The organism is Exiguobacterium sp. R-17 (genome assembly GCF_049913315.1).
Taxonomy (GTDB): Bacteria; Bacillota; Bacilli; order Exiguobacteriales; family Exiguobacteriaceae; genus Exiguobacterium_A.
Map to the genome: position 1 here is coordinate 1,525,901 of NZ_CP184372.1, position 18,224 is coordinate 1,544,124.

At 47.1% G+C, this 18,224-nt stretch carries 25 protein-coding genes; 7 read left to right on the forward strand and 18 right to left on the reverse strand.

Annotated elements, in window-relative coordinates:
- The first annotated feature begins 153 nt into the window (after positions 1-153).
- Both ACN9MT_RS08105 and ACN9MT_RS08110 read left to right on the forward strand, forming a co-directional pair.
- Positions 154-1,422 (forward strand): hypothetical protein, encoded by a 1,269-nt coding sequence (locus tag ACN9MT_RS08105; protein WP_426271978.1) that lies wholly within the window; start codon positions 154-156, stop codon positions 1,420-1,422.
- The gene (locus ACN9MT_RS08110) at positions 1,419-2,690 is read left to right on the forward strand and encodes a hypothetical protein (RefSeq protein ID WP_426271979.1); all 1,272 of its coding nucleotides are present in this window, start codon (positions 1,419-1,421) and stop codon (positions 2,688-2,690) included. Before ACN9MT_RS08105 ends, ACN9MT_RS08110 begins: the two co-directional genes overlap by 4 nt.
- Position 2,691: 1 nt before the next feature.
- Here ACN9MT_RS08110 and ACN9MT_RS08115 read toward each other — a convergent pair whose 3' ends face one another.
- The 4 genes from ACN9MT_RS08115 to ACN9MT_RS08130 form a co-directional block, all read right to left on the reverse strand.
- The gene (locus ACN9MT_RS08115; RefSeq protein WP_426271980.1) at positions 2,692-2,928 is read right to left on the reverse strand and encodes a hypothetical protein; all 237 of its coding nucleotides are present in this window, start codon (positions 2,926-2,928) and stop codon (positions 2,692-2,694) included.
- 115 nt (positions 2,929-3,043) lie between these two features.
- Entirely contained in the window at positions 3,044-3,373 is a 330-nt protein-coding gene (locus tag ACN9MT_RS08120) for an antibiotic biosynthesis monooxygenase (RefSeq protein ID WP_290758523.1), read from the reverse strand.
- A 32-nt stretch (positions 3,374-3,405) separates the two neighbouring features.
- A complete protein-coding gene (locus ACN9MT_RS08125; RefSeq protein WP_426271981.1) occupies positions 3,406-4,029 on the reverse strand; it encodes a hypothetical protein in 624 nt (207 codons plus the stop codon).
- Positions 4,026-4,457 (reverse strand): GNAT family N-acetyltransferase, encoded by a 432-nt coding sequence (locus ACN9MT_RS08130; RefSeq protein ID WP_426271982.1) that lies wholly within the window; start codon positions 4,455-4,457, stop codon positions 4,026-4,028. The genes ACN9MT_RS08125 and ACN9MT_RS08130 overlap by 4 nt, the downstream gene beginning before the upstream one ends.
- Before the next feature lie 44 nt (positions 4,458-4,501).
- Between ACN9MT_RS08130 and ACN9MT_RS08135 the strand changes: the two genes are divergently transcribed.
- Positions 4,502-5,287, forward strand: coding sequence for a pentapeptide repeat-containing protein (locus ACN9MT_RS08135; protein ID WP_290758532.1), 786 nt, complete (start codon positions 4,502-4,504; stop codon positions 5,285-5,287).
- A gap of 70 nt (positions 5,288-5,357) precedes the next feature.
- On the opposite strand, the gene ACN9MT_RS08140 is transcribed toward ACN9MT_RS08135, so the two are convergent.
- Together ACN9MT_RS08140 and ACN9MT_RS08145 are read right to left on the reverse strand one after the other, a co-directional pair.
- Positions 5,358-6,059, reverse strand: a complete 702-nt coding sequence (locus tag ACN9MT_RS08140) for a nucleotidyltransferase domain-containing protein (protein ID WP_290758535.1) — start codon at positions 6,057-6,059, stop codon at positions 5,358-5,360.
- 10 nt (positions 6,060-6,069) lie between these two features.
- A complete protein-coding gene (locus tag ACN9MT_RS08145) occupies positions 6,070-6,543 on the reverse strand; it encodes a hypothetical protein (protein WP_290758537.1) in 474 nt (157 codons plus the stop codon).
- A gap of 199 nt (positions 6,544-6,742) precedes the next feature.
- On the opposite strand from ACN9MT_RS08145, the gene ACN9MT_RS08150 reads away from it, so the two are divergent.
- Positions 6,743-7,312, forward strand: coding sequence for a recombinase family protein (locus tag ACN9MT_RS08150; RefSeq protein ID WP_290758540.1), 570 nt, complete (start codon positions 6,743-6,745; stop codon positions 7,310-7,312).
- Between the two features lie 26 nt (positions 7,313-7,338).
- Here the strand turns inward: ACN9MT_RS08150 and ACN9MT_RS08155 are convergent, their stop codons facing one another.
- Positions 7,339-7,746, reverse strand: a complete 408-nt coding sequence (locus ACN9MT_RS08155) for a hypothetical protein (RefSeq protein WP_426271983.1) — start codon at positions 7,744-7,746, stop codon at positions 7,339-7,341.
- Positions 7,747-7,891: 145 nt separating this feature from the next.
- Here ACN9MT_RS08155 and ACN9MT_RS08160 point away from each other — a divergent pair, with 145 nt between their 5' ends.
- Positions 7,892-8,275, forward strand: a complete 384-nt coding sequence (locus ACN9MT_RS08160) for a hypothetical protein (RefSeq protein ID WP_290758543.1) — start codon at positions 7,892-7,894, stop codon at positions 8,273-8,275.
- A 16-nt stretch (positions 8,276-8,291) separates the two neighbouring features.
- On the opposite strand, the gene ACN9MT_RS08165 is transcribed toward ACN9MT_RS08160, so the two are convergent.
- Positions 8,292-8,819 carry a hypothetical protein gene (locus ACN9MT_RS08165; RefSeq protein WP_426271984.1) on the reverse strand — a complete coding sequence of 176 codons (528 nt, stop codon included), beginning with the start codon at positions 8,817-8,819 and terminating at the stop codon, positions 8,292-8,294.
- Between the two features lie 110 nt (positions 8,820-8,929).
- Between ACN9MT_RS08165 and ACN9MT_RS08170 the strand changes: the two genes are divergently transcribed.
- On the forward strand, positions 8,930-9,529 hold the full coding sequence (locus ACN9MT_RS08170; RefSeq protein WP_035407868.1) for a TetR/AcrR family transcriptional regulator: 600 nt from the start codon (positions 8,930-8,932) through the stop codon (positions 9,527-9,529).
- Between the two features lie 40 nt (positions 9,530-9,569).
- Here the strand turns inward: ACN9MT_RS08170 and ACN9MT_RS08175 are convergent, their stop codons facing one another.
- From ACN9MT_RS08175 to ACN9MT_RS08210, 8 genes are all read right to left on the reverse strand, one after another.
- Entirely contained in the window at positions 9,570-10,859 is a 1,290-nt protein-coding gene (locus ACN9MT_RS08175; protein WP_329468335.1) for an MATE family efflux transporter, read from the reverse strand.
- Positions 10,860-11,243: 384 nt separating this feature from the next.
- A complete protein-coding gene (locus tag ACN9MT_RS08180; RefSeq protein WP_290750521.1) occupies positions 11,244-12,158 on the reverse strand; it encodes a methyl-accepting chemotaxis protein in 915 nt (304 codons plus the stop codon).
- 115 nt (positions 12,159-12,273) lie between these two features.
- Complete coding sequence (locus ACN9MT_RS08185; protein WP_426271985.1) at positions 12,274-13,032, reverse strand: glucose 1-dehydrogenase; 759 nt, start codon at positions 13,030-13,032, stop codon at positions 12,274-12,276.
- A gap of 107 nt (positions 13,033-13,139) precedes the next feature.
- Positions 13,140-13,478: a hypothetical protein gene (locus ACN9MT_RS08190; RefSeq protein WP_052019016.1), complete on the reverse strand. Its 339-nt coding sequence runs from the start codon at positions 13,476-13,478 to the stop codon at positions 13,140-13,142.
- A gap of 134 nt (positions 13,479-13,612) precedes the next feature.
- A complete protein-coding gene (locus ACN9MT_RS08195) occupies positions 13,613-14,050 on the reverse strand; it encodes an Asp23/Gls24 family envelope stress response protein (RefSeq protein ID WP_426271986.1) in 438 nt (145 codons plus the stop codon).
- A gap of 42 nt (positions 14,051-14,092) precedes the next feature.
- The gene (locus tag ACN9MT_RS08200) at positions 14,093-14,299 is read right to left on the reverse strand and encodes a DUF2273 domain-containing protein (RefSeq protein ID WP_290758573.1); all 207 of its coding nucleotides are present in this window, start codon (positions 14,297-14,299) and stop codon (positions 14,093-14,095) included.
- A 15-nt stretch (positions 14,300-14,314) separates the two neighbouring features.
- The gene (gene amaP, locus ACN9MT_RS08205) at positions 14,315-14,857 is read right to left on the reverse strand and encodes an alkaline shock response membrane anchor protein AmaP (RefSeq protein WP_290758575.1); all 543 of its coding nucleotides are present in this window, start codon (positions 14,855-14,857) and stop codon (positions 14,315-14,317) included.
- A gap of 283 nt (positions 14,858-15,140) precedes the next feature.
- Positions 15,141-15,590 carry a hypothetical protein gene (locus ACN9MT_RS08210; RefSeq protein ID WP_426271987.1) on the reverse strand — a complete coding sequence of 150 codons (450 nt, stop codon included), beginning with the start codon at positions 15,588-15,590 and terminating at the stop codon, positions 15,141-15,143.
- An 85-nt stretch (positions 15,591-15,675) separates the two neighbouring features.
- Here ACN9MT_RS08210 and ACN9MT_RS08215 point away from each other — a divergent pair, with 85 nt between their 5' ends.
- A complete protein-coding gene (locus ACN9MT_RS08215) occupies positions 15,676-16,404 on the forward strand; it encodes an SDR family oxidoreductase (RefSeq protein WP_426271988.1) in 729 nt (242 codons plus the stop codon).
- A gap of 65 nt (positions 16,405-16,469) precedes the next feature.
- Here the strand turns inward: ACN9MT_RS08215 and ACN9MT_RS08220 are convergent, their stop codons facing one another.
- Positions 16,470-17,438, reverse strand: coding sequence for an LLM class flavin-dependent oxidoreductase (locus ACN9MT_RS08220; RefSeq protein ID WP_426271989.1), 969 nt, complete (start codon positions 17,436-17,438; stop codon positions 16,470-16,472).
- A gap of 63 nt (positions 17,439-17,501) precedes the next feature.
- Positions 17,502-18,191: an ABC transporter ATP-binding protein gene (locus ACN9MT_RS08225; RefSeq protein WP_050677982.1), complete on the reverse strand. Its 690-nt coding sequence runs from the start codon at positions 18,189-18,191 to the stop codon at positions 17,502-17,504.
- Positions 18,192-18,224 lie beyond the last annotated feature (33 nt).

Below are 18,224 nucleotides of genomic sequence, written 5' to 3' on the forward strand. Positions count from 1 at the left end.
ATAAAACCCCCATAGTAATAGATTGACCATGCATGCATCTATTATTCCCGAGTCAAGGGATGTCAAACATCTTGATATTAAAACGTTATAGAAAATTCTGTCTATTATAGAAAATATGGTAAAATACAGACAATCGTATAGAGGAGGTTTTTCATGAGACGCTATATACATACTGGTATTCTCGCAGGAGCAGTTCTTCTTGCTGGGTGCGGAAAAGAACAATACTTGGATCTTACATATGATGCCAATTACTGGGGTGGTATTTCGACTACCTTTGATGTTCAAGAGATACCGGATCTACCGAAAAAACAAACGGCGGCTTTGTTGAAAGGTTGTCAGCAAAAACCTGATATGACGCACTTACCTGATCGATATGTGCAACACGAAGGATTTGATTTATACTTTCTGCCTCCGAGTGTCCAAGGGCGCGAGTTCCAACACGTCCGTTTCCTGTCAGACGAAAAAAAGGACTATTTGGCGTGTCAGCCGATTCGCCATGCGGATTATGCGGTCCACCAAATCAAGCGCAGTGATTATCCATTCGTCGATTGGTCGAAACAACCGGTTACAACTAAATCGACAGTCGTTCGCTTTAAACCTGTCCCAAAAAAAGTAATGGATCAGCAAAAACAGGAGAATGAAGAAAGTAAGCAATCGAAAGAGATGGGACATTACCTCTTCCCGTCCTACCAGCTGTCCTTACCACCGGAAGGACAATTCGTTCTCTTCATGAAAGATAAAAATAAGGATAAGGAACAAACACTCTTCGAGACGACCGAGTCTCGAGCCGATTCCGAATTGAATTTAGCTTTTCGTGTCATTCCGAATAGTGGTTTGCAGCACACATCGATCGAACTCATGACCAGTGGTGATCGTATTGGGGTTCCATCCGTCATTCAAGACCACGTAATCGGGCAATCATATCAAATCGAGCGAAAGCAACTTCCTGCTACACTTTCAGTGGGACAGACGGTTCCTTTTGCGACTGTTCGGAAGAAAGAAGAAGGCAAAATCGTTCAAGAAACATCGCTATATATGCGTCTCAATCAGACCTACAAAAAACCTGCGAATTACAAATATGGCTTTCTTGATGCATCATCAACCACATATGTCGGCTACATTCACGACTCACCAAAGCAGCTCGTCGATAGCGATTTTAAATTCATCTCGGCCATTCCGGATAAACTAGCAAAAAAAATGGCTCAAGAATTAAAAGAAACCGACGTGATGGAGCCACAAGGAACAAAGCTGAAACAGAAAAAATTGACCTTGATCCGCAAAGGAAAAAGTCAAACGTTTGAACTATTCGAACGCAAACGAGCTAAAAAGCTTGAAATCTATGTTGTCAAACTTGGATCAAAGAAAGGTGCGAAGCTGTCAGGTACGACAAGTGAAGCACTTAGTGAGGTGCTCAATCAATGAACAAACGGTACTGGATCGGACTAACACTTGGAGCGACGCTAGCATTAAGCGGTTGCCAAAGTGACGCCCCGAATTTTAAATGGGATTACTTATCACAAATGTATGATGGAGGGCAATTCAACGAAAAAGAATCTCGCACTTTGTCAGCTAAAGAGCGAACCGTCATTCAAAAAACATGCGCATCTAAAGCGAGCGATGCACCCGTCAATTACGCTGTCGGTAACATATATTCCGTCATGATGACGAATCCGTTCGAAGATTATGAAAGTCAAACCGTTCGTTACGTGAAAGCTGGGAAAAAGACGTATTTATATTGTCAGACATCGTTTAAAGGTGGATATTATCCGTTACCAAAGAAAGAAGACATCTTCAAGAAGACTACTCTGACTCCACAACGGAAGAACTTTAGCATGAAGCCTGTTGTATTAAAAAAAGACGACTGGTTCAATCCTGATGAGAAGATCGCAGACCATTCTTCTCGAACATTAGAACTTCCAGGATCAGGTTACCTCGTCATCGAGGCAACGGATATCACAAAAAAAGAGGCACGGACGACGACTTTTACGTACGCGAATTCTCTGACACCGTTCACCCGTGATGTCAATCTCTATCTCGTCTACAATCAACAATACGATTCGACATACGACGTTTCGGTTCGTATACCGCAGTTGTATGGTGGACGCCGTGCAGAACACCCGATCCATTCAATGAAACAACCAGGAAAGGTCCGATTCGTTCCGGGTGACGGCACGCCGGAGCATTATGGAACGGTCATCGCAACGGAGAAAAACGGACGCGAATTCCGCTACGAATTATCGATTCTCCATACGATGCAACAACCGACTGAACTCCAAGTCGAAGGACCGGATCGAACAACAGACGACGACATTGCAGAAAATCAAAGCGAAACACTGTTCCATCAAAAACAATTTTCGCATATCCGTTTTGAAGAAGATGATCGAGGAAGTCATTTTTCGGAAAAAGATATTGATTGGGAAAACATGATCATGATGACGAGTGATGAATCCGGGAAATTAAAAAAAGCGATCAAGACGAGTGAACAGACTGATGTACGAGGCAAGAGGGCGAAGTGGAAATACTTGACGTTCCGAAAAGGCGTGACTGGTCAACAGTACGAAGTCTATCTTGATAAACGCGTCAAAAAGACTGACATCTACTTAAAGGATCCAAAGCGTGACGTGTCGATTCACTTATCAGCAACGGGTCGTGACATCATTCTCCCTTTATTCGAGCAGTATGAAAAATGACTTATGTCATGAAGACGAAGTGTTGTAGTAAATAAATCAAGGAACACCAGAAGATGAAGGCGATCCCCTCTTGCAACCACTCTTTACGTGTCAACGGTTCACGTAAGAAGGAGACGCAAGCAAACAGTAAGACGAAGAAGTAGAGATAAATGAAGCCACCGCTCGTCAAGAAACCCAAGAGCAGGATCATACCACCGAGGACGGATAGGCTAGAGACGACAGGTTTACGATAGACCATGCGATGCCACCTCGTTTCATCTAGTTTGTTAGAATATACCCAGATTACGGTAAAACAATCTAATGTATTATTACACACAAGACCCCCGAGAAGAATCCTCTCAGGGGTCTTGTGTTTATTCTGTTGCTGCGCTATGGTCGGCGACGATCGCATATTCCGTGACGGTATTTGAGATGACGAGCGGTTTGACTTCGGACGTCCCGTTATCCCGCTTATGGTGAACCCCTTTATACGCTTGACTCTCCTGCCATGCATGAAACGCCGCTTGATTCGACCATGTCGTCATGATCGTGACGATGTCTTCTTCTTCCTGACTAATATCGACGAGGACTTGCATCCGGTGGAAACCCTCCATCCGTTCGATTCCCTTCGTCGTCTTAAAACGCGCTGCGACTTGATCTGCTGCGCCCTTCACGACGTGTAGCTGATTCATGACGATCCACATGTTCTTTTCCCCCTTTTTTCGTCTTCAGTATACTAAAAGTCACGGGTCATAGAAAACGCGGATGCGTTTTCGCTTAATGACGTCAAGCGTTGGATCATCTCTTTTCCATCCATACGCGTCGCGATCATTTCAAAGTAGAGCGAATGCGGGAAGGCGTCCGGTAACGGTTGGACGGTATGGAAACGTTCCTGACCTGCGACGGTTAACGAGCGCTGCATCGGACGTAATGGTACTTCCCCATCAGCCGTCGTCTTATACGGCTCGAACCGAATCGTTTTCATTTGTTTTGAGCCATTCATGCCGTAGGCGACGAGATACCGACCTTCCGGTGTCGCAAGCAACCGTCCCTCGAACCAATCCGCCTCCGTCGTCTGCTTGGCACGAATGATTCGATCGATCCGTTGTGCCTCATCGGTTTGTTGCAGGAGCAGAAACAAGCGATCATGTTTCGCTTCAAGATATGCGACGGCATAATGTTCAGACAATCGTTCGACGAAGTAGACATCACGCGCTTCGATCGATGTGTTCGTCATCTGTTTATATAACTTCGTGACCGTTTTTGCCGTGAAGGAAGGGGTCTCGGGACGCTGGTACATCCCCGTCAATGCTCCGAGTACTAATCCAATCACTAAGATAAAAAGGAGTCGGCGTTTCATCGGTCGACCTGCTTGACGAGCAGGTGATAGCTAGCACCCGGTGGATAATCATCGATTCGTCCGACTTCGATGAATCCCTGTCGTTCATAAAACGAGAGCGCTTGAAACGAGAACGTCTCGACACGGATTCTGTTGATTCCTGCTTCTCGTGCCCATGTTTCCAATCGATGAAATAACGTCATGCCGAGTCCACTTCCCCGCTCCTCCTCGACGACAATGAACCATTCAATATGTAACCAGCCCCAGTACGCCTCTCCCGTGATGCCACCGATCGGTTGATCGTTTCGCATCGCAAGTAATGTGACGGCTTGTATTCCATTTAACCGTTTTTTGGCATGAAACGGCGAAGTCTCGACGTTATAGCGTCGCACCTGTTGTCTGATCCAATCTTGTCCGTCTTCATTTTCATTGAGTTGAAATTGCAGCATATCCGGACTCCTTTCTTGCTATAGTAGTAGTGGAGGTGAATGCGATGGAACCCACATTCCAGATTGATTGTACGAAGTGTTTTGGTTTATGTTGTACGGCACTTGCTTTTTCAAAATCCAGTGATTTCGGTCATGATAAACCGGAAGCGACACCGTGTCGCAATCTTGATGCGGATTACAGTTGCCGCATCCATGACCGGTTACGCGATAGCGGCTACAAAGGTTGTACCGTCTATGATTGTTTTGGTGCCGGCCAACATTTGTCACAGCAGACGTTCCAAGGCGATGATGCACCAAAGCGACACCAAGCGATTTATGCTGCTTTCCCGAAGATGGTTCACTTGTTTGAGATGATGTGGTACGTAACGGACGGAAAACGCGATGTCACGCGTGACATTCACAATCAACTCGATGAGATGCTTGCCGCGTTGACCCGATACGCTGCCTTACCGGCGGATCAATTTGCACGGCTTGACCTGATGTCAATCCGTCAAACCGTCCGACCCCTCCTTGGAATGATCGCTTCTCGTGTTCAAGTTCAGTATAGCGGAAGACGCGACCAGACACCACGCGACTGGGTCGGAAAACAGCTACAAGGACGAGATTTTTCAGGTGCCAGCGTTCAGAACCAGTGGTTGCTGGCGACGAACTTGTCGAATAGCCGTTTGTGCGGTGTCAACTTTCTCGGAGCTGATCTGCGAGACTGTAACGTCAAAGACGCCGATCTGACAGACGCGCTCTTTTTGACACAAGCACAAATCAATGCCGCAATCGGCAATGCCGCAACACAGTTACCGCCGCGTTTGCTCCGTCCGTCCCATTGGCGTTAAACAGAAGCGAACGATAAAGAGACACGTTTTCGGATCATCGACCGAAAACGTGTCTCTTTATGTATGCTTGTTATCTTTTTCCGAGCATAAAGCCGTCAAAATAACGCCCGCCAAACGGTGCGAGATAATCGTCGACTAACGCGATGACGACTCGGCGGTCATTCGACTGATAATACGACTCAAAAGCTCTTGTGTGTCGACTGGCATATTCTTCGTCAAACTCCGCAAGAGCACGGATTGTCCACTTCCCTTGTCCGATGTAGCGTTGATTGGCACGAAGGACGAATTCGATGCTCTGTTCATATAAACGTGACGCAATCGCTAGACCTTCTGCGCGGTTCGTCACACTCTCGAAGTCGTCGAGCAAGTCACTTAAAAAATAACGCGCGCGTTGTTGTTCCGGATTCGACCACGCAACAGGTCCTTCCGCCAATTGTTGAACGGCTTCCTTGCGGATAGAGGCAAGGTGTGGATGATCCTCGATCGTCCAGCTGTCAGCAATCATGCGTTGCAGGGACGGGCGACCACGTTCCCGGTCACTCTCGAAAAAATGCGCGATCGTCTCAAAGGAATGGACGAATGCTTCGATCGGGACACCGTCATAGGTAAACGATTCCCGGTATGCCCGTCGTCGACTTGCTTCAAAGATGATTAAATCGACATCTGATTGTGCGGTCGCTTGTCCTCGCGTGTGACTGCCGGCAAGTAAGACGGCACAATGATCCGGATAACGTGACGCGACGAGCGGCATGATCCAATCACACCACTCCATGCGTGTCCACTTAGTCTTCAACTTGTTCACCAATCCCGGAGAAGACAGCTAGTTCGTCACCCGGTACGGCAACGATCGTCGCGTCGGCTCGGTGTGGCGTGAGACCGATATCGATCGCCCACGATTCGTAATATGTATCCGACCCGTTCAGGACAAGCGTTTGTCCGTTACTGAAGGTCAAGAATAAGTGTGGTGCCGTCTTGCCGATCCGGACACCGGTGATCCGTTCCGCGTGCAGTGAGACGATCAAGTGTAGCATCTCTTCCTTTGTCGCATGGCGAACGACCCAATTCTGTGTCGTCTCGACATCGCCATAAAATAGACGGTCCGTCTCGATCCGAAGTCGCAGTTCAGGCGCTGTCGTATCGAACAAATTGATGAATTCGAGCGTGACGTAGCCTGCGACATGGACCGTCGCTAGTTGTGTGCCGATGAAATAGGTCGTCAAGAGCTGACGGGCGAGTTGATGATCTTCTTTGTTCATGGTGAGCACCTCATTTAAAAAGAATGAATGGTATAAGGATGAGTCCGAGAAACTTACTTCCACTCAATTTACCACAAATTAGTCGATCCGAACATGAGAAGAAAGGCATGTTTTCGGTTTTCTGCGGCACGAAGGTGAGAATACGGTATACTGATGAGGAACTGACGTCGATCGTGATCGACAGAGAGGAGCTCTATCCATGCAATATTTCTATATGAGACCCTATCCGGATGATCCTGACTGTTCTGCGCAACAAGCAGAGGCGGATCAGATTGATGTGACGGCACGTGTCGTTGAGACCCATGATTCGGCCAAACGCCGAATGGAACTTGAACAGATGCTTGAGGCGCTGCAAGCGGGAGACGAAGTCATCGTCACGCATCTCTACGTCCTAGCAGACTCGACGCGGCACTTGATTGAGATGCTCGAACAAATGGAGATGCGTGGCGCGACGCTGTGGTCGCTCCGCGAACACATTCGCACGAGCGAACGGGCATCCTTGTCGTTCCTAGAAACGGTCCGCCACCTGGTCCAGTTGCAAAGTGATGTCATCAGCATGTCAACGCGTGCCGGACTCTCAAAAGCAAAAGAGCAAGGAAAACAGACCGGTCGACCGCGGAAACCCGATGAAAATGTCCGCCGCGCGATTGCGATGTATCAAAGCAAAGAGTATTCGCTCGCTGATATCCGAGAACAGACCGGTATTAGTAAAAGTACGTTATACCGATATCTCGAAAGCGAGACGATCGATGCAACGGACAAAGGCTGACTCCATTATGGAATCAGCCTTTTTTGTCAGCTATTTTGCTTTAATGTGTTGCCGAGCCATTTTTGGAGGGCTTTACCGCCTTCATAGAACGAACAATCCCGTAATTCATACGTATGACCGCCTTGTTCAATCAAGTCGAGGAACGTATTCCCGACGTCCCGGTTTTCCCATTTCCGCTGATCCGTCAAATACTTGAAGCCGAAGTTACACTCGACGTTGAAGATGATGTGGAAGGGTTCCTTGAAAGATTGGACGGCGCGGATCATCTCGATCAAAATCATTCGTTTTGGTGACGACGCTTCGAACGTATCGAACAGTGTCGTCCGGCGTCCGTGAAACTCAATGACACGGATTGCGCGTCCGGTATCAGCTTTAAAGTCATAACTCGTCCGAATCGAGACGATGATCTCACGTTGGTCTGGTTGTATTGGCATGGTGTATCGCTTCCTTTCTCTCGGTCGATTATAGCACGGACCTGTTCGCTTTTAATAGATATCAACGACTCGGTCTCAAGAAGGATTGTCGTAACCTAAAATTTGTCTTATACTAAAATTACCAAATACATAAAGGAGCGTTTTCGTGAAACATCTATTTTCGATACTCCTCTCGGCGAGCCTCTTGTTCACGGGTTGCTACTGCACTCTCGATGAACGAACGGACGAGCCACACTTCAAATCACGTGCCCGCTCCATCTCCTCGTATCATACTTTCGATATCGAATACGCGAAAGGACTACGCAAGGAACAGGTCTCAAACCGTACGGTTACCGTGACGGATTCAAATGGTGAGCGGATGCAAACGGAGATTGAAGTCCTAGACGGCAAAGAAATCCGGATTAAACCACCGCGTACTGGATATAAAAAAGGACGTCGCTACATCATCCACATTCGGGATTCAATCGACGCCCGGAAAGAAGTACATACGAATACGATTCGGGAACGAACCTTCACTGTCGACCGCTGACAGCCAAGGTTCGTTTTTATTTAGAGCGAGCTGGAAAAACGGTATAACTCATCGAGATGACGCCATCGATCACAAGAACGAGTCCCCACAATTGTAACGTCCGCAAGAGGCTTTCGGTTTGTTCGGTATTTCCGAGCCAGAGTATCATTGCTCCGAGTAAGGCACCACCAATCAAGAATGCCAGGATGTGCCGATAGAATCCGTTGCGTTCCCGTCGCGCACGCGATATGCGTTCTTTTGCTACTTGTTCCTTGAGGATCACCCGGCGATACACCCCATCCGCCCAAGAAATCATCTGCTTCCCGAATGCGAGCGATACGCCGATGTAAATCGCAGCAAGTCCGTGTGCAAGCGTTGCTGTGCTACCGCGACTTAAGTCCAACACTGTTAAGACCAGTAAGACGATATCAATCACTGGTGACATCGCCATCAATCGAAAACCGAGCTTCTCTCGCCTGAATCCATAACGCACGATCAGTCCTGCGACGATGAATACCCAAAATAGAATTTCACAACAAACGATTGCCCAAGCGACGAGTTGCATCGTGATCCTCTCCTTTTTTAATACGACTGTATTATAAAGATAACATCACATTCGTCACTTGACTAGTCTTTTTAATACATTCGTGCTAAAAAAGCTGATATACTTAATGTATGCCAAAACAAGTCAATCACGAAGAACGAAAACGCCTCATCGCAAAAGCAACGTGGCGTACGATTTCTAATGTCGGTATCGAACAAGCTAGCGTCCGGACGATCGCCAAGGAAGCAGGTCTGTCCCTTGGTGCCTTACGGTATTACTTCACGACCCAAGAAGAATTGCTCCGTTTCTCGATGCAACTCGTTCAAGAACGGGTCCAAGAACGCATTACAACCATTTTCGAGAGAGGAGGAACACCAGAAGAGACGTTATGCAACGTCTTACTCGAAGTCTTGCCGTATGCACCTGAGCATCAGCTTGAGATGCAGGTCTGGTTCCAATTCATGATGTCTGCATATGCGTCTCAATCAACAGAGAATCCAGACGACATTTACCACATGTGTCTGGTATTACTGACACGGATTCCGGACGGTACGTTCCGAGCAGATATAGACATCGAGCTTGAGAGCGAACGTCTCGCAGCACTCGTTGATGGATTAGCCTTTCATGCGCTGTTTCGACCAGAACGTCTCCCGAAAGAACGATTACGTCATGTCCTTGTCCATCACTTGAATGCCCTATTCGTCCGCCCTTTAGCGATCGACGACAAATAACCCGAAGTTCCTTCATCTGCATGAGGGAATTTCGGGTTATTCATTGTTTCGCTTCTACGAGGATCAACGATAAGGAGCGGATTAAAAAGAACGTCAGAAATGCTGCCCAGACTCCTTGATTGTCAAAACTTGATGTCGACAGCAGCACAATCGCAAAACCGATCCCTGCTTGAATCATCGAGTTCCGGACTGGAGTTGCCTCGACACGACCAGCAAAGATTCCTTCGTAAATCATCGCCCACCCGGCAATCAGCGGTAGGATGATGATCCAGAGATAATAGTCGCGCGCCGCGTCTAGGATCGCTTCTTCTGAAGTGAACAACTGAAGCAGCGGTGTTTCAAGGAATAGGAGCACAAGTGACCAGAACACGACTGAGTAGAATCCGAACGTCCGTGCCAAACGGACACTCGTCCGGTATGCTTCCTGATCTTGATGCCCTCTCGCCCGACCGACAAGAACGGTTGACGCATGACCGAGTCCACCGAACCAATAGGAGATTAGATACTGAATCTGCAGTAGGATCGCATTGGCTGCAAGGATATCTGGTCCGAATTGTCCTCCCGCTCGTGTAAACCAGCCGGTAACGAGTAACAGGAAAATCGTTCGAATGAATAAATCTCGATTGACACGAAAGAATTGACGGTAGGCGTGCCAATCCGTCAAGGCACGCAGTTCGTCGCGCGTCATCGACAAATGACTCCGAATCAGATAGAGACTGCAGGCGACAATGCTGATTTCCGCGATGACGGTCGCAAGCGCAATTCCAGCAACACCGGTGTTCAATCCGTAGACGAATCCAATATCGAGTACGACGTTGACCCCGATACTGAATAATTGGACGAATAAAGCATGTTTAACTTGTCCCGTTCCGATTAACCAGCCAAGTAACGCATAACCCATCAAGACGAACGGTGCGCCAATCATCCGGTACGAGATGTATGTCTTGACTGCATCCAGCAAATCAGCGGGTGGCGCAAGTAAATAGAGTCCAATCTGTTCAAGCGGCTGGCGGAATAACAAAATGAGCAAACCGATACAAGCTGCTAGGAACAGCGGTCGGTAGAGCGAAATCCGTAAGGCATGGGCGTCATTCGCGCCGCTTGCCTGAGCACTGAATCCTGTCGTACTGACTTTTAAAAAGCCGAACAACCAGTAGATTGTATTGAAGAAGACGGCACCAACAGCAATGCCACCGATCGCGCGCGGATCACCCGATTGACCGATGACGACGGTATCGGTCACACCAAGCAACGGTGTCGCAATACTTGAGAGAATGAGCGGATAGGCAAGTAACCAAAACGTTTTGTGGTTCGGTTGAGTACTCACCATACTAGTTGGACCTTCATATGTAAGACAAATGATGTAGTAGTTGGTTCAAAAATCATTGGTTCACATCCCTTCAAAGTAATTTTCGAACATACAAGGTATGTAAGCCCTAAGGATATCAAACTCTTTTTCTAAACACTATGGTTTTAGTAGCATGAACCAATTGTATAGATTAAACTTCATGTTGTATTTAAAATTACAAGAGTAAATTTGGTAAGTGAAATAAATAGTGTGATATTTTCTTTATTTGCGATCTTTTCGTATTCTTTTTCTACCTCTATAACAGCATTGCATTGCTAATTGTTTGCCATATTTTTTTGTAAATGCATAAAAAGAAGCCGGACCTAGGGTCTGACTTCTTAAGTCTATTTAAATAGTGTCACTCGTTCATAAGACATCGACGAATTGTTTTGCCTGATGCTCCAGTTGTTTCGCAGAATCAGCCAACTGATCGAACTCACTCACCGTATGTTCAAGCTGACCGGTACTGTCCTTTACCTTGCTTGAAATCCGTTCGATACTGTGCGAGACCTCCTTGATCCGCTCAACGATCCCTTCGATATTCTCCTTGATTTCTCCGATCGAATGCGAGACTTTATTCGACAGGTTTCGGACTTCGGTCGCGACGACATCGAATCCGCGTCCATGTTCTCCAGCACGTGCTGCCTCAATGGCCGCATTCAAGGCGAGTAGATTCGTCTGCGCGGCAATTTCACGGATCGTCTTGACGATGTCAGTGATCGAGTTTGCATCTTTACGCAAGGCGACAAGACTCGATAAGTTCTCGACGGATTCCGACTCGATTTGTTGGACAGTCGCAAGAACGTTCAAACCGTCTTGTCGACCACTTTCCGATTTGACCGTCAAGAAGGCTGATGTCTCGTTGAGTTCGGCCGCCATTCGTAAAACGTCCTGCTGGCGAATCGTGATGTCCGATGCAATTTTCGAGACCCCGACGACCCGACGTCCGTCATCCGAGTAAATCGGCATATATGTCGCTTCGAGCCACTTCTGTTGTCCGTCAGCAGCCCGGCGTTCAATCTTATCCTGATACGTGATGCCTTGCATCAATTTTCGCCAAAACAACTCGTACTCTGGACTATTAACGAAAGCCGGAAAACAGAGATCACGATGGTATTTACCGATTAACTCTTCCACTTCGTACCCCATCGTCCGGGCAAACAACTCATTTACGTAAGCGACTTTGCGTCGATCGTCAAAACGAATGATGGCTAGATTTTGTTCGATTGCCCGGATGACTTGTGTGTCGGTGACCTGTGTTACTTGCTCACGCATCGACATGCCGATTCCTCCCTGGATTCAAACTAAGGTCATGATTTACCTATTGTCATATTATCCCTTATATCGACAAGTTCCTGCTATTTTAAATTAAAATCTAGTAAATAAAGTATTCAATTTAATACGCACTCCATCCCCCATCTGCGACGACGATTGCCCCGTTGATGAAACTCGCCTCGTCGGACACGAGAAATAATGCCAAATTTGCGATTTCATTCGGCTGACCGGCTCGTGGATTGAGACCCATGCCAAGCATCGCGCGCCCCATCCCGAATTCATTCAGGTTCGACATCGATTGTCCGATGTTCGTCTCGACAGCGCCAGGTGCGATTCCGTTACAGCGAATACCATCTCCGGCATAAAAGAAGGCGGTATTCTTCGTCAGACCGATGACGGCATGTTTGGAAGCCGTATAGGCTGCTCCTGCTCGGGCACCGTTCAGACCGCCAATCGAGATGTTGTTCAGAATCACGCCACCTCCGACTTCTTTAAAGTGTTTGACCGCTTCGCGCATCAGACGCATCGTTCCTGTCGTATTGACTGCAAGGATATGATCCCAACGTTCATCTGAGATGTCTGCCACGCCCTCCATCCCGTCCATGATCCCGGCATTATTGACGAGAACGTCCAGTTTACCGAAAGCGTCGATTGCTTGTTTGATGAGTTGTCCTGCTGCCTTTTGTTGTGAGATATCACTCGCAACAGCCATCGCTTCTCCGCCCGCTTCCTTGATGTCAGAGACGACCCGTTCAACGGTTTCCAACCGAATGTCCGCTGCGACGATTCGTGCGCCTTCTTGTGCAAACAATTTTGCCATGGCTTCACCCATTCCTGAGCCGGCTCCGGTGACGATGATCGTTTTTCCTGTTAGTCGCATCTTGAATCATCCTTTCGTCTATCATGATACTAATCTATTCCCGTTCTCATCATCAAATGTATCAAACGTCATGTCGATTCCATGAAAAAAAGACCCGACGAGTTTCGTCAGGTCCTATAGCTAGTTCGTTGTAATTGGTTCATCGCGACTTCAGCACGTAGTCGCCGTCCGATTTTCAACGATGCTTGGAATATACTTGGATCAAATAATCTAAAGTGACTATCAATCCAGTTTTGTCGATAAATTTCATGTGCTTGTCTAACGATTTCTTCATCTGACAACTGTTCCATGTCTATTTCCGCGCAGTCGAAATCATCCACACCGAACTCGAAACCACAACATGGACAAATTTCGTTACTCCCCGCAAAGTGTTCATAATATGGCGGACCCTCGAGTTTATCAAATCCACATACGGGACAGATATAATACGGATCGTTTTGTTTCAAAGATACATCCCCTTCTCAAACAATAATTATTACTGTGGCTATCGTACCTCATCCATCCGCTACTTTTGAAAATTACGTCATTTTTTACACACATAAAAAAAGACCCGACGAGTTTGTCGGGTCTTTCGACTTGCTTATTGCAGTTCGCGGTTTTTTTCTTCTTGTTCGTTGTTCGATTTATTTTTCGCTTCGAACTCGGCACGCGTCATGACGTCCTCGACATGCATGTTGACTTCAACGACTTCAAGACCTGTCATGTCACTGATTGATTTTTTGATTTTAGCGACTGTCTCTTGGAAGATCGACGGAATATTTTTGCCGTATTCGACGATGACTTTCAAATCGAGTGCAACTTGACGTTCACCCACTTCGGCACCAATTCCTTTTGTGATGTCTTCCGTGCTCCGGAGACGATCCGTCAGTCCACTCATGAATCCACCACTCATTGACAAGATGCCTGTCACTTCGTTCGACGCGATCCCAGCAATTTTTTTGATGACTTGATCTTCGAACGTCAATTTATTCTCGCGTACCACTTCGTTTTCAGTAGTTGGGTTTACTTCGTTTGCCATTTGAAATCTCTCCTTTTAAATGTTTAGTAAGTTATATATGAATCAGTCCCGTTGAAAGAACTGAATCCACCCTTCAATGTCGAGCGCACCATCGCGCCATTTTCCAATTAAAAATCCAATTGCTGCGAAGGCAACGATAAGGATTGTCGGACCAAAGCCAATCGTCAGGAATAAGATGGCGAGGATCAGACCGGCAAGTCCTCCGATCAGTCGGAACCGATACGGATAGAGTGCTTCTCTTGGCTTCATGTTCCCTCTCCTCCTTTAGACGACACGTTCCGATGTTTTCGTTTTCGTGTCACTGATCGTGACTTTCGTACTCGATACTGGCAACTCAAGTAAGGATTCGACAGCTTGTTTAGCGCGTTCTTGAATATCCTTCGCAATCGTCGGCAGTCCCTCTTGTCCGAAGACCGAGCAGTCGACTTTTAAAGCGACCGTCTCTTTTTTCGAATGGATATCGGCATGGACACGCGGTGTCCGTACACCACCGATTCCACGAATCGACTCTAAAGCCGTCCGTTCGATCGTCTCCTTCGAAATCGTGATCGTTCCGTCACCCGTTTGAATCAACAGTCGTTGACCTTTCGAGCGGCTAAATAATCCTGTGAATAATAGAATGACGAATACGAATGCTAAAAATCCTCCAATGGATAGAACGGTATAGCTATACCATTGCTGATCCTGCCACTGCTCAATTAATGAACTAAGCCGTGGAACATCATACACACCGAGCACAAGCAGCCCGACACTGATTAGTCCGAGTATGCCTATGATAACGAGTAAGAATCGATTGAACCCATTCATCTGCACCTCTCCTTTACGATTATTGACTTCGTTCACCTAGGTGATTCAACACATGAAATATTATGTGTATGGTGTGTTTATTCCCGTTCATTAGAACCCGAAACATTTAAATACACTTTCATTCAAATGTTCATATATTCTGATTATTCAGACTTAATAAGTCGAAACTAGTGCTTTATTTACTATATTTCACGAAAAAAACCTCTTCCAACTTAAGAAGAGGTCAGCATTCGATTTATTTATCACTAAACATATATCCTGTCAATATGTTTTTGTTCATTATTCATTTTACATCAATCGGAAAGGCAAAATCGCCATCACCTTCTTTCCAATCGGCTTTAATCTGATAGACATACTTTCCAGGAGTCGAAGGGACGGTAATCCGTTCAACCTTCTTATATGTTTTCATCTCTTTATGATCTTTGACCGACCATAAGACAATCGCGACGGACTTCGGAGCTGGTCCATCTTCAAAACGAATCGTCAATCGATCTTCAGGATTTGCTCGCGTACTCGGATCACTTTTTACTAAATCGACCGCTTCGGCCTTCGCATCAGCTGTTTCTCCGCGAAACATCCCTGACCAACTATAGGTACCTCTATATACCTTTATTTCACGGTCTTCGATTGTCACGGTAGGTTCTGGTGGTTGATGTCGAAATGGATCAAGTGAAAAAAACCATCCGACTGCAATCACAATCACAATCAATCCAATAAATAGAAAACGTTTCATAGACAAACCTCCTACGTGATGTTTTTAATTCAACAAAAGCGGCAATATCTCTCAAGGAGTACGTTATTCAGAAGGAGGAGTTCAGATGATTCAAGATAAAGTCGTCATCATTACCGGGGCATCAAGCGGTATCGGGGAAGCAACCGCGAAAGAACTTGCGAAACAAGGAGCAAAACTCGTTCTTGCTGCACGCCGGGAAGATCGTTTGCAAGAGCTTGTCAAAGCGGTTGAAGCGGAAGGTGGTCAAGCCGTTTATCAAGTGACGGATGTTACCGATCGTGAACAAGTTGATACGCTCGCAAAACTTGCGAAAGACAAGTTTGGTTCTGTTGATGTCATCGTCAACAACGCTGGATTGATGCCACTATCGCACCTCCATAAGAATCAGCAGGACGAATGGAATACGATGGTCGACGTCAACATTAAAGGCGTCCTCCATGGAATTGGAGCAGTCCTACCGTATATGCGCGAACAAAAAAGCGGACATGTCATCAACATCTCTTCCGTCGCCGGTCATGAAGTCATGCCGTCGAGCGCCGTCTACAGCGGTACGAAATTCGCGGTGCGCGCCATCACGGAAGGTCTTCGTAAGGAAGAATCGGTCGACAACCACATCCGTGCAACAATCATCTCACCGGGAGCGGTCGATACGGAATTGAAGGACCATATCTCGGATGAAGAGATCAAACAAGGAATTGGTGACTTGAAAGCCATTGATGCGAGCGCGATTGCGCGTGCTATCGCCTATGCTGTCAACGAACCAGAAGATGTCGCGGTCAACGAGATCTTAATTCGTCCGACAGCGCAACGTTAATTGAATGTAGATGTGTAGACAGGACCCCTCATTTGCAAAACAGCTAATGAGGGGTCCTGTTCTGTTTAAAGAAGTCGCTCCGCGATGAGCTGGTACGACCGCAATCGCTTTTCTTGATCAAAGGCATTGTTGATGAGTAAAAACTGATCTGTTTGATAACGCGTTGCTAATGCTTCAAGCTCCTGCGCAACAACGTCCGGTGTACCGACAATCGCTCGCCGTCGATCTTTACGGATCCGTTCCGCTTGAACGTCATTCCAGATTTTTGCTTCAGTCGAGGCAAACGACGGAACGATTGAATTGCCGAGTCGAACGCCTTGAATCCAGGCATCTTGAGTTCGAGCGAGACGTTCTGCTTCTTCTTGCGTCGGGGCACAGATGACGAAAACGCAGACGATGACGTCTGTTCCTCCTGCCTCACGATAAGTGGACAGTGTCTCTTCCCAACGATCCGGATTGATGAAGTGACCAAAAACGAGACCACGGTCTTGTTCTGCAGCAATATGCGCACTACGTGGCGACAGACCAAGGATTGAGATTGGAGACGCTTGCCGATCACGCGGTGTCGTCTTGACGATCCGGTATGGGTGTCGATTCGATAGACTATCTGTCAAGAAGCCAGCCGTTTCCTGAACGAGTCGACTAAACTCAGCTGCCCGATTTTTTTCACCATCTGTCAAAGCAAGTCGTGTCCGCTCACTTCCACCCGGAGAATTGCCGATCCCAAGTTCGATCCGTCCCGGATAAAAGGCATCGAGTGTTGCAAAACTCTCGGCAACTTTTAGCGGATGATATTGCGGTAACAACACGCCACCTGAACCAAGTTTGATTTTTGAAGTCTGCGCACCCATTCGGGCAATGAACAACTCCGGTGATGCACTGAGCAAACCGTTCGTATTATGGTGTTCTGCGAACCAGTACCGTTCGTAACCGAGTCGCTCGGCTTCTAAGATGAGTCGTTCCGTCGCTTCCATCGTCGCTTCGACCGTATCGCCCTCATGCAATGGTACTTGATCCAGTATTCCTAGTCGCATCACGCATTCCTCCTCTACCCTCTTAAGTGTAAAGGGTGGAGGAACGGAGTTCAAAAACGAGGCTCAGACACGGACGAGACGATCTTCGATAATAACGCCGTCTCGCATCTCGATCGTTCGATTCGCTCGTTCCGCAAGTGCCGGGTCGTGGGTGACAAACAAGACGCCACACCCTTTCTCTTCGTTTAATGACCGTAAAAGATTGAAGATGATTTCTCCCGTATCTGTATCGAGGTTCCCTGTTGGCTCATCGGCAAGCAACCATTTCGGTTCATGAACGAGTGCTCGGGCAACGGCGACCCGTTGTTGTTGTCCACCGGAAAGTTGCGACGGCAAACTGCCTGCTTTATCGGCGAGACCGACTTGCGCGAGTAACTGCTCGGCGCGTTCTTTTTTATCATACGGTACTTTCCGACCGAACAGTGGCGCCATGACATTTTCAAGCGCCGTCAGCGTCGGAATTAAATGAAACTGCTGGAAGATGAAACCGATGTTTTCGAAGCGAAAGTCTGATAATTCTTTACTGTTCAATTTGTTGATTGGTTTCCCGTCATAATGCAACTCCCCGCTCGTCGGTCGATCGAGCGTGCCGATTAGACTGAGTAACGTTGATTTTCCAGAACCCGATGGTCCGATGATCGAAATGAAGTCTCCCGCTTCAAGTGTCACGTCGATGTCTTGTAACGCATGTGTCTCGACACCGTCTCCTGAAAATGATTTTCCCATCTGTTTGCATTGAAATGTTCCTTCCATATGTACCCCTCCATTGTTCGTGATAACGTACTA

Coding starts and splice junctions, on each gene's coding strand:
- ACN9MT_RS08155 (WP_426271983.1), bottom strand. CDS start 7,746: ATGCCAATACAACCAGACCAACGTGAGATCATCGTCTCGATTCGGACG.
- ACN9MT_RS08110 (WP_426271979.1), top strand. CDS start 1,419: ATGAACAAACGGTACTGGATCGGACTAACACTTGGAGCGACGCTAGCA.
- ACN9MT_RS08170 (WP_035407868.1), top strand. CDS start 8,930: ATGCCAAAACAAGTCAATCACGAAGAACGAAAACGCCTCATCGCAAAA.
- ACN9MT_RS08150 (WP_290758540.1), top strand. CDS start 6,743: ATGCAATATTTCTATATGAGACCCTATCCGGATGATCCTGACTGTTCT.
- ACN9MT_RS08125 (WP_426271981.1), bottom strand. CDS start 4,029: ATGAAACGCCGACTCCTTTTTATCTTAGTGATTGGATTAGTACTCGGA.
- ACN9MT_RS08105 (WP_426271978.1), top strand. CDS start 154: ATGAGACGCTATATACATACTGGTATTCTCGCAGGAGCAGTTCTTCTT.
- ACN9MT_RS08210 (WP_426271987.1), bottom strand. CDS start 15,590: ATGAAACGTTTTCTATTTATTGGATTGATTGTGATTGTGATTGCAGTC.
- ACN9MT_RS08140 (WP_290758535.1), bottom strand. CDS start 6,059: ATGGAGTGGTGTGATTGGATCATGCCGCTCGTCGCGTCACGTTATCCG.
- ACN9MT_RS08215 (WP_426271988.1), top strand. CDS start 15,676: ATGATTCAAGATAAAGTCGTCATCATTACCGGGGCATCAAGCGGTATC.
- ACN9MT_RS08120 (WP_290758523.1), bottom strand. CDS start 3,373: ATGTGGATCGTCATGAATCAGCTACACGTCGTGAAGGGCGCAGCAGAT.
- ACN9MT_RS08135 (WP_290758532.1), top strand. CDS start 4,502: ATGGAACCCACATTCCAGATTGATTGTACGAAGTGTTTTGGTTTATGT.
- ACN9MT_RS08225 (WP_050677982.1), bottom strand. CDS start 18,191: ATGGAAGGAACATTTCAATGCAAACAGATGGGAAAATCATTTTCAGGA.
- ACN9MT_RS08165 (WP_426271984.1), bottom strand. CDS start 8,819: ATGCAACTCGTCGCTTGGGCAATCGTTTGTTGTGAAATTCTATTTTGG.
- ACN9MT_RS08175 (WP_329468335.1), bottom strand. CDS start 10,859: ATGGTGAGTACTCAACCGAACCACAAAACGTTTTGGTTACTTGCCTAT.
- ACN9MT_RS08185 (WP_426271985.1), bottom strand. CDS start 13,032: ATGCGACTAACAGGAAAAACGATCATCGTCACCGGAGCCGGCTCAGGA.
- ACN9MT_RS08180 (WP_290750521.1), bottom strand. CDS start 12,158: ATGTCGATGCGTGAGCAAGTAACACAGGTCACCGACACACAAGTCATC.
- ACN9MT_RS08115 (WP_426271980.1), bottom strand. CDS start 2,928: ATGGTCTATCGTAAACCTGTCGTCTCTAGCCTATCCGTCCTCGGTGGT.
- ACN9MT_RS08130 (WP_426271982.1), bottom strand. CDS start 4,457: ATGCTGCAATTTCAACTCAATGAAAATGAAGACGGACAAGATTGGATC.
- ACN9MT_RS08145 (WP_290758537.1), bottom strand. CDS start 6,543: ATGAACAAAGAAGATCATCAACTCGCCCGTCAGCTCTTGACGACCTAT.
- ACN9MT_RS08195 (WP_426271986.1), bottom strand. CDS start 14,050: ATGGCAAACGAAGTAAACCCAACTACTGAAAACGAAGTGGTACGCGAG.
- amaP (WP_290758575.1), bottom strand. CDS start 14,857: ATGAATGGGTTCAATCGATTCTTACTCGTTATCATAGGCATACTCGGA.
- ACN9MT_RS08200 (WP_290758573.1), bottom strand. CDS start 14,299: ATGAAGCCAAGAGAAGCACTCTATCCGTATCGGTTCCGACTGATCGGA.
- ACN9MT_RS08220 (WP_426271989.1), bottom strand. CDS start 17,438: ATGCGACTAGGAATACTGGATCAAGTACCATTGCATGAGGGCGATACG.